The organism is Pseudomonas sp. FW306-02-D09B, assembly GCF_058782685.1.
In genome coordinates this window covers 203,726-219,219 of the sequence record NZ_JBYSXY010000006.1, presented here as the reverse complement: position 1 = coordinate 219,219, position 15,494 = coordinate 203,726, and the positions used below count along the sequence as shown (strand labels likewise).

General features: G+C 61.2%; 9 protein-coding genes and 2 riboswitches. Of the genes, 5 read left to right on the top strand and 4 right to left on the bottom strand.

Features of this window, described 5'->3' with window-relative positions; translation table 11 throughout:
* Positions 1-224: 224 nt before the first annotated feature.
* Both cobN and cobW read right to left on the bottom strand, forming a co-directional pair.
* Entirely contained in the window at positions 225-3,998 is a 3,774-nt protein-coding gene (gene cobN, locus AC3WK5_RS12905) for a cobaltochelatase subunit CobN (protein WP_103315221.1), read from the bottom strand.
* A gap of 3 nt (positions 3,999-4,001) precedes the next feature.
* Positions 4,002-5,069 carry a cobalamin biosynthesis protein CobW gene (cobW, locus tag AC3WK5_RS12900; protein WP_103315300.1) on the bottom strand — a complete coding sequence of 356 codons (1,068 nt, stop codon included), beginning with the start codon at positions 5,067-5,069 and terminating at the stop codon, positions 4,002-4,004.
* Positions 5,070-5,167: 98 nt separating this feature from the next.
* Positions 5,168-5,379: riboswitch (cobalamin riboswitch) on the bottom strand.
* Between the two features lie 220 nt (positions 5,380-5,599).
* A riboswitch (cobalamin riboswitch) is annotated at positions 5,600-5,825 on the top strand.
* A gap of 100 nt (positions 5,826-5,925) precedes the next feature.
* On the opposite strand from cobW, the gene AC3WK5_RS12895 reads away from it, so the two are divergent.
* The 4 genes from AC3WK5_RS12895 (at position 5,926) to cobM (ending at position 8,068) form a co-directional block, all read left to right on the top strand.
* Positions 5,926-6,117, top strand: a complete 192-nt coding sequence (locus tag AC3WK5_RS12895) for a CbtB domain-containing protein (RefSeq protein WP_054596789.1) — start codon at positions 5,926-5,928, stop codon at positions 6,115-6,117.
* 11 nt (positions 6,118-6,128) lie between these two features.
* Complete coding sequence (locus AC3WK5_RS12890) at positions 6,129-6,830, top strand: CbtA family protein (protein WP_103315220.1); 702 nt, start codon at positions 6,129-6,131, stop codon at positions 6,828-6,830.
* The gene (locus tag AC3WK5_RS12885) at positions 6,827-7,240 is read left to right on the top strand and encodes a cobalamin biosynthesis protein (RefSeq protein WP_103315219.1); all 414 of its coding nucleotides are present in this window, start codon (positions 6,827-6,829) and stop codon (positions 7,238-7,240) included. Before AC3WK5_RS12890 ends, AC3WK5_RS12885 begins: the two co-directional genes overlap by 4 nt.
* 81 nt (positions 7,241-7,321) lie before the next feature.
* Positions 7,322-8,068: a precorrin-4 C(11)-methyltransferase gene (gene cobM / locus AC3WK5_RS12880; RefSeq protein ID WP_103315218.1), complete on the top strand. Its 747-nt coding sequence runs from the start codon at positions 7,322-7,324 to the stop codon at positions 8,066-8,068.
* A 167-nt stretch (positions 8,069-8,235) separates the two neighbouring features.
* On the opposite strand, the gene nfuA is transcribed toward cobM, so the two are convergent.
* The gene (gene nfuA, locus AC3WK5_RS12875; protein ID WP_007946504.1) at positions 8,236-8,820 is read right to left on the bottom strand and encodes a Fe-S biogenesis protein NfuA; all 585 of its coding nucleotides are present in this window, start codon (positions 8,818-8,820) and stop codon (positions 8,236-8,238) included.
* Positions 8,821-8,931: 111 nt separating this feature from the next.
* Positions 8,932-11,223, bottom strand: a complete 2,292-nt coding sequence (locus AC3WK5_RS12870) for a fatty acid cis/trans isomerase (protein ID WP_103315216.1) — start codon at positions 11,221-11,223, stop codon at positions 8,932-8,934.
* Between the two features lie 155 nt (positions 11,224-11,378).
* Here AC3WK5_RS12870 and metH point away from each other — a divergent pair, with 155 nt between their 5' ends.
* Positions 11,379-15,089 carry a methionine synthase gene (gene metH / locus AC3WK5_RS12865; protein ID WP_103315215.1) on the top strand — a complete coding sequence of 1,237 codons (3,711 nt, stop codon included), beginning with the start codon at positions 11,379-11,381 and terminating at the stop codon, positions 15,087-15,089.
* Positions 15,090-15,494: the final 405 nt, after the last annotated feature.

Here is a 15,494-nt window from a genome sequence, read left to right as displayed (position 1 = left end):
TTTTCTCGTATGTGGTCGGTGGTGTCTATTAGTACATATCACGGACAAGCCCGGCATTTGTGGCGAGGGGGCTTGCCCCCGTTCGATTGCGCAGCAGTCGGAAACCAGCGGACGCGTAATATCTGACACACCGTGATCGTCGTTTTGGGGCCGCTTTGCGGCCCAACGGGGGCAAGCCCCCTCGCCACAGGATTAACGGTCGGAGCGCAATTTTATGCCGGGCATCAACTGTCTTCTTCTATATCCAGCAGCAAATTCTCCAGCGCCTCGCGGTACTCGCCCGGCTCCTGCCACATCCCGCGTTGCTGGGCTTCGAGCAGGCGTTCGGTCATGTCGCGCAAGGCGTGCGGATTATGCTGCTGGACGAACTCGCGGGTCGACGGGTCAAGCAAATAGGCGTCGGCGAGCAAGGCGTACTGGTGATCGTCGATCAACTGCGTGGTGGCGTCGAAGGCGAACAGATTATCAACGGTGGCCGCCAGTTCAAAAGCGCCTTTGTAGCCGTGCCGCTTGATCCCGTCGATCCACTTCGGGTTCGCCGCTCGGGAGCGGATCACCCGGTTCAGCTCTTCCTTGAGGGTGCGGATCTTCGGCAAATCCGGCTGACTGTGGTCGCCATGGTAGCTCGCCGCCGCTTCACCGCTGAGGCTTTCGACGGCGGCGAGCATGCCGCCCTGGAACTGGTAATAGTCGTTGGAATCGAGCAAGTCGTGCTCGCGATTGTCCTGGTTTTGCAGCACCGCCTGAACCTGGCTCAAGCGCTGGGCGAACTGTTCGCGAGCCGCCGTGCCCTCATCGGAACCGCCATAAGCGTAGCCGCCCCAGTTCAGATAGACCTCGGCCAGATCCTCGCGGCTCTGCCACAAACGGCCATCAATGGCGCCCTGCACACCCGCGCCATAGGCACCGGGCTTGGCGCCGAAAATCCGCCAGCCGGCCTGTCGTGCGGCGGCCTCCTCGTCCAGACCGGACTGGATCAGCGCTTCGCGTTCGCTGCGAACCTTGGCCGCCAACGGGTTCATATCGTCTGGCTCGTCCAGCGCGGCAACCGCTTGCACGGCGGCATCGAACAACCGAATCAGGTTGGCGAAGGCATCGCGGAAGAACCCGGAAACGCGCAACGTCACATCCACGCGCGGCCGGTCGAGCAGGCTCAGCGGCAGAATTTCGAAGTCGTCGACCCGCTGACTGCCCGTCGCCCAGACCGGACGCACGCCCATCAGTGCCATGGCCTGGGCGATGTCATCGCCGCCCGTGCGCATGGTCGCCGTGCCCCAGACCGACAAACCCAACTGGCGCAAATGATCGCCGTGGTCCTGCAGGTGCCGTTCAAGAATCAGGTTCGCCGACTGGAAACCAATGCGCCAAGCGGTGGTGGTCGGCAGGTTGCGCACGTCCACCGAGTAGAAATTACGCCCGGTGGGCAGCACATCGAGGCGTCCGCGACTCGGTGCGCCGCTAGGCCCTGCCGGAACAAAGCGACCACTGAGCGCATCCAGCAGACCGCGCATTTCTGCCGGGCCGCAGGCGTCCAGTCGCGGTGCGACGACGTCACGCAAGCTGCCGATGATCGCACCGACGTCACCCCAGCCGGGCTGACTCAACAACTCGACATCAGCGCTGAGCGCCTGCTCGATCAACTGCGCGGCGAACAGCTCAAGACGTTCGCGAGTGTCGCCAGCGGTGCGCCAGGCCTCAGCGCTGAGCGTCAGCAATTCAGCCGGCTTCGGACCTGACCAAGGATCGGACAACACACAATCCAGCGGATCAAAGCCAAGCGCGAACGCCTTGGCCAAGGCCCGCAACAGACTCGATTGCGCGCCACGACCGTCACCGCGCGGAATCCGCAGCAACGCCAGCAAGGTGTCGATACGCAGACGCCCGCTTGGCGATTCGCCGAACACGTGCAGGCCGTCGCGAATCTGCGACTCTTTCAGGTCGCACAAATAGGTGTCCAGACGCGGCAACCAGATCGCGGCATCGGCGTCGCTGTCGAGCTTCTCGTCCAGCTGCAATTCACGGTCGATATGGGTTTCACGCACCAGATTGAGGATGTCGCGCTGCAACTCGCGAGCCCGTCGTGGGTCGAGCAATTGAGCTTCGTAATATTCGTCGGCCAACAGCTCCAGATTGCGCATCGGGCCGTAGGTTTCGGCGCGGGTCAGCGGCGGCATCAGGTGGTCGATGATCACCGCCTGCGTCCGCCGTTTAGCCTGCGCGCCCTCGCCCGGGTCGTTGACGATAAACGGATAGATATTTGGCAGCGGTCCGAGCAATGCATCTGGCCAGCAACTTTCAGACAGGCCAACGCCCTTGCCCGGCAACCATTCGAGGTTACCGTGCTTGCCGACGTGAATCACCGCGTGGGCGCCGTAGGCCTGACGCAACCAGAAATAGAACGCCAGGTAACCGTGGGGCGGCACCAGGTCCGGATCGTGATAGACCGCGCTCGGATCAACCTGATAACCGCGCGCCGGCTGAATGCCGACAAAGGTCAGGCCAAACCGCAGCCCTGCGACCATCATTCGTCCGCTGCGGAACATCGGGTCGTTTTCAGGCGATCCCCAACGTTCCAGCACCGCTGCACGGTTGGCTTCGGGCAAGGCGTTGAACATCGAGTAATAGTCGTCCAGTGCCAGGCTTTGCTGGCACGGGCGCAGGTCGATGCTCTCCAGGTCATTGCTGACCCCGCCGAGCAATTGCTGAATCAATGCGGTGCCGCTTTCCGGCAAATCGGCAGGCAACGGATAGCCCTCGGCGTGCAGCGCCCGCAAGATATTCAGCGCCGCAGCCGGCGTGTCGAGGCCAACGCCGTTGCCAATCCGCCCATCGCGAGTCGGGTAGTTGGCGAGGATCAGCGCAATGCGTTTTTCAGTATTCGCCACCCGCGCCAACTCGACCCAGCGCCGCGCCAGTTCAGCGACAAAATCCATGCGTTCAGGTTGCGGTCGATAGCAGACCACATCGGACTGACTGCGCTCACTGCGCCAAGCCAGATCCTTGAAACTGATCGGTCGGCTGATGATCCGCCCATCGAGCTCCGGCAAAGCGATGTGCATCGCCAGATCCCGCGGGCCAAGCCCTTGCTCGCTGGCACGCCAACCGGGTTCGTTGTCCTGGGCGCAGATCGCCTGGATCACCGGGATATTGCGCCGGAAGGGTCGCAGGTGCGGGGCTTCGGGGCTCGATTGAGCAAACCCGGTGGTGTTGAGAATCACCGAGGCCTGCACCTCATCCAGCCAGTCTTCGACCACCGTCAGGCAGCCGGGCTCTTTCAAACTGGCCAGCGCTATCGGCAGCGGGTTCAGCCCCGCTGCCTGCAAGCGCTGGCAGAAAACATCGATGAAAGCGGTGTTCGCCGCCTGCAAGTGCGAACGGTAAAACAGCACCGCCGCCACCGGTTGATCAAGCTGCCAGTTGGCTTGCCAATCGCCCAGCGTCGCGTTGCTTTTGTGTGGGTGGTAAATCGCGGTACGCGGCAAGGTCTGCGGTTCGGACCAGTGGTAATCGCGGCCCAGCCAACGACTGGCCAGACAGCGATACAAATCCAGCGCATTGCCCATGCCGCCCTGACGCAAAAAGTGCCAAAGCCGCTCGCGGTCTTCGACAGGCACGGTACTGAGGTCGCTGAGCTCCGGGTCAGGACGGTCATCGCCCGGCACCAGAATCAGTTGCACACCGCGTTGCGACAGCTCCACCAGACGTTCGATGCCGTAGCGCCAATAGGCAATCCCGCCGTGCAGCGAGATCAGAATCACCTTGGCGTGGCGCAGCACTTCGTCGACGTACAAGTCGACCGAGGCGTGATTCTGCACCTGCATCGGGTTGGCCAGGCGCAGGCTCGGATAGTCCTCGGGCAACTGCTGCGCGGCTTCGGCGAGCAGCGCCAGGCTGGAGTCGCCGCTGCACAGAATCACCAGCTCGGCGGGGGTTTGACCAAGGTCGGCAATGTTGTCATCCGAGACGAAACCGCCGGGCTGGGTCCTGAGCAGGTGCATGGGTTAAACGCTGAGCGCGGCGCGCAATTGCGCTTCGAGCAAGACGGCGTCCAGTTGCTGGCCAATCAGCACCAGACGGGTGCTGCGCGCTTCGTCTGCGCCCCACTGACGGTCGAAGTGCTTGTCAAAACGCGTACCCACGCCTTGGATCAGCAGGCGCATCGGCTTGCTCGGGATCGCGGCGAAGCCCTTGACCCGCAGGATGCCGTGCTGAACCACCAATTGGGTCAGGGCATCGAGCAACAGGCTTTCATCGGCTTGCGGCAGTTCGATGGAAATCGAATCGAAAGCGTCGTGATCGTGGTCGTCGTGGTCATCGCCATCATGGTGATGGTCGTGGTGGCTGTGGCGGCTGTCGATGTGTTCTTCAGAGCCGGCGCCCAGGCCGATCAACACGTCCAGCGGCAAACGACCGCTGCTGGCTTCGATGATTTTCACCGCGGGTGGCAGTTCTTCGGCGACTTCCAGGCGCACTTTGGCCAGATCCGCAGGGCTGATCAGGTCGGCCTTGTTGAGGATCACCAGGTCGGCGCTGGCCAGTTGGTCGGCGAACAGCTCGTGCAGCGGCGATTCGTGGTCCAGGTTCGGGTCGAGTTTGCGCTGGGCATCGACCTGATCCGGGAACGCGGCGAAGGTGCCGGCGGCCACGGCCGGGCTGTCGACCACGGTGATCACCGCATCCACGGTGCAGGCGCTGCGGATTTCCGGCCACTGGAAGGCCTGGACCAATGGTTTTGGCAGGGCCAGGCCGGAGGTCTCGATGAGGATGTGGTCGAGATCGCCGCGACGGGCAACCAGTTCGCGCATCACCGGGAAGAACTCTTCCTGAACGGTGCAGCACAAGCAGCCGTTGGCCAACTCATACACGCGGCCGTTGGCTTCTTCTTCGGTGCAGCCGATGGAACATTGCTTGAGGATTTCGCCGTCAATGCCCAGCTCGCCGAACTCGTTGACGATCACCGCGATGCGCCGGCCCTGGGCGTTATCGAGCATGTGCCGCAGCAAGGTGGTTTTGCCCGAGCCGAGGAAGCCGGTAACGATGGTGACGGGAAGTTTGGCCAGTGTTTTCATCGGATGCCCTTTGGCAAGGTGGCGGGCATACGGGACGACAACCGGCAGCGCTTGAGCGCGCGGAAGAATTCGCCACCGGATCACCCCGCCCGGTTGTAGTGAGAATCTGTATCGAGGCAGGTCTCCTGGCTGACGGTGGGCCAGTCTTTCGACTGGCGGTTGCTGCACCTTCCCGCGTCTGAAAACAAAAGAACACAGTGGCATGGCAGAAACGAAACCGTTCACAGTTGCGGGGGCAGCCGCGGCATCGACCGCGTTCCCTTCTTAGCTTCGGCGCACGCGCCAAAGAACCTCGAAAGCGCAAGGCTACGCATCGCATCGGGGCGGGTCAATGTTCGCGATCCACTGTGGCGAGGGGGCTTGCTCCCGCTGGGTCGCGAAGCGGCCCCTCATTCCCGCAAGTACCCCGCGTGCACACGATTTACGACGGCTGCGCCGCCGAGCGGGAGCAAGCTCCCTCGCCACAGGGTTCTGCTTAGACCTCAACTGAGAACGCGTGCCAATTGACGCCCCGCCCTCGCCCATGCTCTCCTACACGCCTTGTTACGGGTGCCCTTCACAGGGTGAAACGGGAAACCGGTGAATCATGTGCTTTACTCAAAAGCCATGTCAGTCCGGTGCTGCCCCCGCAACGGTAAGCGAGCGAAGAATCAGATCCACTGTGCCAGCAGTTCGGCATGGGAAGGCGATTCTTGCAGGTTCGGCGAATGCCAGCCCCTCGTAAGCCCGGAGACCGGCCCGCAACACATCAATAACAAACCCGCGGTGGGCGGGCGCTGTTTTAGCCTCTGCGTGCCCGGCTCGCGGGGGTTTGCATGCGCTCGATTCACCCACTGACTGACCAGAGGGAAGCGCCATGTCGATCATCAGCAGCACTCGCCACGTCACCGCCAGCACCACCTCCACCCTGAGCCAACGCCTCGTTGCCGCTATTGGCGCATCGATTCTGGGCGCGTGCCTGGTGTATTTCGCCGGTTTCTCGCACATCGACGCGGTGCACAACGCCGCCCACGATACCCGTCACAGTTCTGCGTTCCCGTGCCACTGAGACCTGCCGAGATGATCAAGCGTATAGCGCAAACCGCAGGTTTCACCGGCTTGCTGGCCGCCCTGCTGCTGACCCTGCTGCAAAGTTTCTGGGTCGCACCGCTGATTCTTCAGGCGGAGACCTACGAAAAAGCCCCGGCGGCTGAAGTCCATGAACATGCCGAAGGCGCCATGGCTGGCCACACCCACGATGCAGAGGCTTGGGAGCCGGAAGATGGCTGGCAGCGCGTGCTGTCGACCACTGGCGGTAATCTGGTGGTCGCCGTCGGTTTTGCGCTGATGCTCGCTGGTCTCTACACCCTGCGCGCGCCGACTCGCACCTCCCAAGGTCTGCTCTGGGGACTGGCCGGTTACGCGACCTTCGTCCTCGCACCAACCCTGGGTTTGCCGCCGGAATTGCCGGGGACTGCCGCCGCAGACCTGGCACAACGGCAGATCTGGTGGATCAGCACGGCAGCGTCCACCGCTGTCGGTATCGCGCTGATCGTGTTCGCCCGGCATTGGCTGCTGAAAGTGCTCGGTGTCGCCATTCTGGCCGTGCCGCACATCATCGGCGCACCGCAGCCTGAAGTGCATTCGATGCTGGCCCCCGAAGCCCTCGAAGCGCAATTCAAGATCGCCTCGCAGCTGACCAACGCCGCGTTCTGGCTGGCCATGGGCCTGATCAGCGCCTGGTTGTTCCGCCGCAAAAGCGATGATCAATACCACGCATGAGTGAAACGCGCGCAGCGCCGACCCTGGTGGTCGGCCTGGGCTGCCAGCGCGGCTGCCCGGCCAGCACGCTGCGCACGTTGCTCGACCAGGCGTTGCAGGCTCATGACATCGAATTACAGGCGATCAAGGCCTTGGCCAGCATCGATCTGAAACGTGATGAGCCCGGTCTGATCGAGTTGGCCCGGCAACTGTCACTGCCACTGATCTGCTTCAGCAGCGAGCAACTTTCCAGCTATCAAGCGCAACTCAGCCATCGCTCGCAAATTGCTTTCGAGCGCACCGGCTGCTACGGCATAGCGGAAAGTGCCGCACTGGCCCTCGCCGAACAACTGGCGCAGACACCGGCAAAACTGCTGATCCCGCGACAAAAATATGCCCAGGCGACGTTTGCATTGGCCGGCGCCGCGTAAAATCCTCGATAATCCCCGCCTTCGATCATGAGCAATCTTCATCTGAAGCCTTGCTTTGACAATTTTTCACAGGAGCCGGCCATGACCGTCTACTTCATTGGCGCAGGTCCCGGCGACCCGGAACTGATCACGGTCAAGGGCCAGCGACTGATTCGCAGCTGCCCGGTGATCATTTACGCCGGCTCGCTGGTGCCGGAAGCCGTATTGGAAGGCCATCAGGCTGAACAGGTAGTCAACAGCGCCGAATTGCACCTGGAACAGATCATCGAGCTGATCAGAATCGCCCACGACAAAGGCCAGGACGTGGCGCGCGTGCATTCCGGCGATCCGAGCCTGTATGGGGCGATCGGCGAGCAGATTCGTTATCTGCGCGAGCTGAGCATTCCGTTTGAAATCATCCCTGGCGTCACCGCCACCGCCGCTTGCGCAGCGCTGTTGGGCGCCGAGCTGACGCTGCCGGACATCTCGCAAAGCGTCATCCTGACCCGCTACGCCGACAAGACCGCGATGCCGCCGGGCGAAGAATTCAGCAGCCTGGCTCAGCATGGCGCGACCATGGCGATTCATCTGGGGGTCAATCACCTGGAGAAAATCGTCGCGCAGCTGCTGCCGCATTACGGCGCGGACTGCCCGATTGCGGTGGTGCATCGGGCCAGTTGGCCGGATCAGGATTGGGTGGTGGGAACGCTGACAGACATCGCCGAAAAGGTTCAGGCCAAGGGATTTCGACGTACGGCGCTGATTCTGGTGGGTCGGGTGTTGGGCAGTGACACCTTCAGCGAATCGTCGCTGTACCGCGCCGGGCATGCACATTTGTATCGCCCCTGAAGCACTTGTGGCGAGGGAGCTTGCTCCCGCTGGACCGCAAAGCGGTCCCAAAATCAGCCAACGCATTCATTAAAAGTAAATGCGTCGACTGGCTTGCGACTGCTTCGCAATCGAGCGGGAGCAAGCTCCCTCGCCACAGCGCCGTTTTTCATGTCGCAGCGAACACCTTAGTAGTAGGCGTTTTCTTTCTGCGTGTGGTCGGTCACGTCACGGACACCTTTGAGCTCGGGAATACGCTCAAGCAGCGTGCGCTCGATGCCTTCCTTCAGGGTCACGTCAGCCTGGCCGCAGCCCTGGCAGCCGCCACCGAACTTCAATACGGCGATGCCGTCTTCAACCACATCGATCAGGCTGACCTGACCGCCGTGGCTGGCCAGCCCCGGGTTGATTTCGGTTTGCAGGTAGTAGTTGATGCGCTCGTTGACCGGGCTGTCGGCGTTGACCATCGGTACTTTGGCGTTTGGCGCCTTGATGGTCAGTTGGCCGCCCATGCGGTCAGTGGCGTAGTCGACCACCGCATCGTCCAGGAATGCTTCGCTGAACGAGTCGATGTAAGCAGTGAAGCTTTTCAGCCCCAGCGCCGTGTCTTCAGGTTTTTCTTCGCCCGGCTTGCAATAGGCAATGCAGGTTTCGGCGTATTGAGTGCCAGGCTGGGTGATAAAGACCCGAATGCCGATCCCCGGGGTGTTCTGCTTGGAGAGCAGATCAGCCAGATAATCGTGGGCGGCGTCGGTAATAGTAATGGCGGTCATGGAAGTTCCTCGCAGGCTTGGGCGCAGTTTACGCCAATCATCGCGCCGGACAAAGTCCCAGTATTTTTGTCGGGAAAGATCCGCTCGCCGCCAGGCTGACCGGCAGCTCGATCAGAGGTTTTCATAGCGATTCATGTCCAGTACGCCCTCTTCCACCGGATCGGTCTCGTGGATATACCGGCTCAAATCGTGGAAATACTGCCAGAACTGCGGGTGACTGCGACGAATCCCCCAGCGCTCGACGATTTTCTCGAAGCCCTGGGCATCCTTGGCGTTCTCCATCTCGGTGACAAATGCCGGCACTTGTTCAGCGGGAACGTTGAACATGAAGTTCGGGTAGCTGCTGAGCACACCGGGATAAATGGTCAAGGTGTCCAGCCCCGGCTGATAGCGCAATGCCTCACCGAGCAGGAACGCCACGTTACTGTGGGCACGGTTGCGCAGCAGGCTGTACACCTCGCGCTTGCCGCTGCGAGTTTCGATGCGCAGCATCGTCGCTTCCGGCAACTGGTCGATCACCTTGAGCCCGGCCGCCGGGCGCGCGGTCAAACGGCTCAATGCCTGCTCGGCATTCTGCAAGGCCGGATCGATGTTGGGCCGCGAGCAATAAGCGCCATCGCAGCGATTGATCGGATCAGGCCTGGCGTTCAGGTCACCGTAACGCATCAGCAATTGCTGGACGAAGTCGCGTTTAGGGTCTTTCTCGTCGAGTTTCAGTGCAGTCGGCTTATCATTGTCGATGCTTTCGTAATCCAGCCACATCTTGAATTTGCCGCTGCTCTGATACCAGTCGTCCAGATACCCATCGCGTGAATCGGCCGGCATCAGGCGCAGGAAGTTCTGCTCGGCGCCGTTACGGATCAAGTCGAAATACAGCCGGGTCTGCGCCTGATGGGAAACGTTGCCGAACACGTCGAAGTTGACCGCCAGCTGATAATAGGTGCGCTCCAGCAACGGGTAGTCGAATAACCACATGGTCTGTGGCACTTCACCGATCAGGCCCTTGTTCACCGAGGCACTGTCAAAGTGCCGGAAGATGCTCAGCAAGGCGTTGTCATTACCGGCCCACAAGGTCGACCAACTCGGTGCGTGTGCCTTGGCATAGGTGTCACGGCGCAAGGCTTCGTACTCGTTACGCTTGTCGCGGTAGGCATGCCACAGGCTCAGCACGCTGCCGACATCATCATTCTGGCCAGGCATGGCCAGTAATGGCGTGGCCTTGCCGCGATAACTCGGATCGGTGATGTACAGGTCATGCTCCGGCGCCTGGAAGAACGCCCAGAAGTTGTCGCGGATCACGTCGGTAGCGATCTGCCCGCGACAGACCGGGCCGCGGATAAAGGTGCGCACGAAGTATTCGGCGTTATCGAGCATGAACTGATAACGCGCCTGGGCCGGAATCGCCTGGAAGGTCTCGAACGGATTGGCCCGACGTTCCGGGCCATAACCCGGCAAGGCGTGGACCTGCCAGTTGCCGTTGTAGAACAGGGTTTTGATCCGGGCCATTTTCGCCGGGCTCAGCGGATAGGTGATGTGCGTCTTGTGCACGATCACCCCTTGCACCGGCCACAAGCGGTAATACACCTGGGTGCCCGGATCGTCGTTCGGGCGACGACTGTTGATCAGGTCGATCGGCTGGCCCGTCGGTGTGCGCGAACGCACCCACTGGAAGAAGTGCCCCGGCTCGCCATCCTTGAAGTAGATATGCGCCAGAAACCAGTGCTCGAACAACCAGCGTGCTACCAGACTTTCACGGGCGCCCGGTGCGTTCAGCAGGTTTTCCCACTGCACCACCTGCAAGGCTTCCCTGGCGCTCGGGACCAGGCCCTGCTGGTCGATTGGCGCACCGGAGGCCAGCCAGCGTTGCAGTGTCTGGTACTGCTGATCGGTCAGCCCGGTCACCGCCAGCGGCATGCCTTCTTTCGGATGGGCGCCGGCATAGGCCTCGAACTCGCCCGGCATCGGGCACATGTTCTCGCGCTCAAGCCCGAGCACAATCTCTTCCGGCAACTTGGCGTTAGGTTGCAGCGGCGTCCGGTGGCCGAGTTCAAGCATGCGCGCCATCAACGCAGCCTGACTGCCCTGGGCATCGAGTACCGAGTAGAAGTCCTTGCGTTGCCAGGCGGCTTTGCCAAAGGCGTCATAAAACAGCCGTGTCGGCTCCGACGCCTTGCTGCGCTCACCGGCATAGACCGGAATCTTGTTCGCGCCACGCGCCGCACCTTCGCCACTGCCCAGATTGAGCTGACAGGCGGCGTCATAGCAGGCATGGCAGGCCACGCACTTTTCAGTGAAGATCGGCTGAATGTCGCGGGTATAGGAAATCACCGGCGCCGTGCCTTGTGCTGTGGCGGCACTGCTTATAAGCAGCACAAAGAGGCTGATGAAAACGCGATACGACATATCCCTGGTCCCGATCATGAAAAAACGTCGCGATTCTACCGTCCTGGCCCGTCCACCAACATGAGCGATATTCATGCAAAAGCAGCTCATGCTCTAAAAGCACACAGGTTTGCTATGATTCCGACCCTTCGTAATGGCCTTACCAGGTAGTCCTAATGTCCGATCGCAGCGCTCGCCTACACGTCCTCAAGCAAGCCCTCAAAGAGCGCATCCTGATTCTCGATGGCGGCATGGGCACAATGATCCAGAGCTTCAAGCTCGAGGAGCAGGACTACCGTGGCAAACGCTTTGCCGACTGGCCAAGCGACGTCAAGGGTAACAACGACTTGCTGGTACTGAGCCGCCCGGACGTAATCGGGGCGATCGAGAAGCAATACCTGGATGCCGGCGCCGACATTCTGGAAACCAACACCTTCAACGCCACCCAGGTATCCCAGGCCGACTACGGCATGCAGGGCCTGGCGTACGAGTTAAACGTAGAAGGTGCACGCCTTGCACGCAAGGTGGCGGACGCCAAGACCCTCGAAACCCCGGACAAACCACGTTTTGTCGCCGGTGTCCTGGGCCCGACCAGCCGCACCTGCTCGCTATCGCCGGACGTAAACAACCCTGGCTACCGCAACGTGACCTTCGATGAGCTGGTTGAGAACTACACCGAGGCCACCAAAGGCCTGATCGAAGGCGGCGCCGACCTGATCCTGATCGAAACCATTTTCGACACCCTGAACGCCAAAGCCGCGATCTTTGCCGTGCAGGGCGTGTTCGAGGAAGTCGGTTTCGAATTGCCGATCATGATTTCCGGGACCATCACCGATGCCTCCGGCCGCACCCTGTCCGGCCAGACCACCGAAGCCTTCTGGAACTCCATTGCCCACGCCAAGCCGATTTCCGTCGGCCTGAACTGCGCCCTTGGCGCCCGTGAACTGCGTCCGTACCTGGAAGAACTGTCGAACAAGGCCAGCACCTACGTGTCGGCACACCCGAACGCCGGTCTGCCGAATGAATTCGGTGAATACGATGAGCTGCCGGTGGAAACCGCCAAGATCATCGAAGAGTTCGCCCAAAGCGGTTTCCTGAACATCGTCGGCGGTTGCTGCGGCACCACGCCAGGGCACATCGAGGCCATCGCCAAAGCGGTCGCCGGCTACGCGCCACGGCAGATTCCGGACATCCCCAAGGCCTGCCGCCTGTCGGGCCTGGAGCCGTTTACCATCGATCGCAGCTCGTTGTTCGTCAACGTCGGCGAGCGGACCAACATTACCGGTTCCGCCAAGTTCGCCCGTTTGATCCGTGAAGACAACTACACCGAAGCGCTGGAAGTCGCCCTGCAACAGGTCGAAGCCGGTGCGCAGGTGATCGACATCAACATGGACGAAGGCATGCTCGATTCGAAGAAGGCCATGGTCACCTTCCTCAATCTGATCGCTGGCGAGCCGGACATCTCCCGCGTGCCGATCATGATCGACTCATCGAAATGGGAAGTGATCGAAGCCGGCCTCAAGTGCATCCAGGGCAAGGGCATCGTCAACTCCATCAGCATGAAGGAAGGTGTCGAGCAGTTCATTCACCACGCCAAACTGTGCAAGCGCTATGGCGCTGCCGTGGTGGTGATGGCCTTCGACGAAGCCGGCCAGGCCGACACCGAAGCGCGCAAGAAAGAAATCTGCAAACGCTCCTATGACATTCTGGTCAACGAAGTCGACTTCCCGCCGGAAGACATCATCTTCGACCCGAACATCTTCGCCGTCGCCACCGGTATCGAAGAGCACAACAACTATGCAGTCGACTTCATCAACGCCTGCGCCTATATCCGTGACGAACTGCCCTACGCGCTGACCTCGGGCGGCGTGTCCAACGTGTCGTTCTCGTTCCGTGGCAACAACCCGGTGCGTGAAGCGATCCACTCGGTGTTCCTGCTGTATGCGATCCGCAACGGCCTGACCATGGGTATCGTCAACGCCGGCCAACTGGAGATCTACGACCAGATCCCGGCCGAGCTGCGCGATGCCGTCGAAGACGTGATCCTCAACCGCACCCCGGACGGCACCGACGCCCTGCTGGCGATTGCCGACAAGTACAAGGGCGATGGCAGCGTCAAGGAAGCCGAGACCGAAGAATGGCGCAGCTGGGACGTCAACAAGCGCCTGGAGCACGCACTGGTCAAAGGCATCACCACGCACATCGTGGAAGACACCGAAGAATCCCGGTTGTCGTTCGCCCGGCCGATCGAGGTCATCGAAGGCCCGCTGATGTCCGGCATGAACATCGTTGGCGACCTGTTTGGCGCCGGCAAGATGTTCCTGCCGCAGGTGGTGAAATCCGCCCGCGTGATGAAGCAGGCGGTAGCGCACCTGATCCCGTTCATCGAACTGGAAAAAGGCGACAAGCCGGAAGCCAAGGGCAAGATCCTGATGGCCACGGTCAAGGGCGACGTCCACGACATCGGCAAGAACATCGTCGGCGTGGTACTCGGCTGTAACGGCTACGACATCGTCGACCTCGGCGTGATGGTCCCGGCCGAAAAAATCCTGCAAGTGGCCAAAGAGCAGAAGTGCGACATCATCGGCCTGTCCGGTCTGATCACGCCTTCGCTGGACGAGATGGTCCACGTGGCCCGCGAGATGCAGCGCCAGGATTTCCATCTGCCGCTGATGATCGGTGGCGCGACCACTTCCAAAGCCCACACGGCGGTGAAGATCGAACCCAAGTACAGCAACGATGCGGTGGTCTACGTCACCGACGCTTCTCGCGCCGTTGGCGTGGCAACGCAGTTGCTGTCCAAGGAACTGAAGGCCGGTTTCGTCGAGAGAACCCGCGAGGAATACATCGAAGTCCGCGAGCGCACGGCTAACCGCAGCGCCCGCACCGAGCGCTTGAGCTACCCGGCGGCGATCGCCAAGAAACCACAGTTCGACTGGAGTTCTTACGAACCGGTCAAGCCAACGTTCACCGGCGCCAAGGTGCTGGACAACATCGACTTGAAGGTGCTGGCCGAGTACATCGACTGGACGCCGTTCTTCATCTCCTGGGACCTGGCCGGTAAATTCCCGCGCATCCTCCAGGACGAAGTGGTCGGCGAAGCCGCCACCGCGCTGTACGCCGACGCTCAGGAAATGCTCGCCAAACTGATCGACGAGAAGCTCATCAGCGCCCGTGCGGTGTTCGGCTTCTGGCCGGCCAATCAGGTGCATGACGATGACCTGGAAGTCTACGGCGATGACGGCAAGCCGTTGGCCCGCTTGCATCACCTGCGCCAGCAGATCATCAAGACCGACGGCAAGCCGAACTTCTCCCTGGCCGACTTCGTCGCGCCGAAAGACAGCGGCATTACCGACTATGTCGGTGGCTTCATCACCACCGCCGGGATCGGCGCCGAAGAAGTCGCCAAGGCCTATCAGGACGCTGGCGACGACTACAACTCGATCATGGTCAAGGCATTGGCCGACCGTCTGGCCGAGGCCTGTGCCGAATGGCTGCACCAGCAGGTTCGTAAAAACTACTGGGGTTATGCCAAGGACGAGACCCTCGACAACGAGGCGCTGATCAAGGAGCAATACACCGGCATCCGCCCTGCCCCCGGCTATCCGGCCTGCCCGGACCACACCGAGAAAGGCACGCTGTTCGCCCTGCTGGATCCCGAGGCCAGCGAAATGCACGCCGGTCGCAGCGGAGTGTTCCTCACCGAACACTACGCCATGTTCCCGGCCGCCGCCGTCAGCGGCTGGTACTTCGCCCACCCACAGGCGCAGTACTTTGCCGTCGGCAAAATCGACAAGGATCAAGTGCAAAGCTACACCGCTCGCAAAGGCCAGGAGCTGAGCGTGAGTGAACGCTGGCTAGCACCGAACCTCGGTTACGACAACTAAGGATCAAAAGATCGCAGCCTACGGCACACAATAAAGCGCAGCGCCCGCGCCCGCCCCCAACCACTCAACAGGCCGAGCGTTAGCTCGCCTGCCGCCGTTGATCTTGATCCACCCGCCCCTATCGGGAGGCCGAGTGGAGGTGTTCATCAGGGGGTGGGCGCGCAGCGCCGTTCGACGAAGTCGAACACATCGAGAGGAGGTCGTCGCGAAGCAGACCGTAGGCGATGTCCCCTGATGAATACCGGAGTGAGGGAACGCCGAGCCTAGGCGAGGTGCCGTACGCTTGGGGCGAGCGTTTTTTTGCTTACTTTTTTTAGGCGCTTGTAAAAAAAGTGAGTCGCCGTAAGGGCGAAACCGCCAGCCGCCGTTACCGCAGGAATGGATATGTACACCCGCAAGAGATTG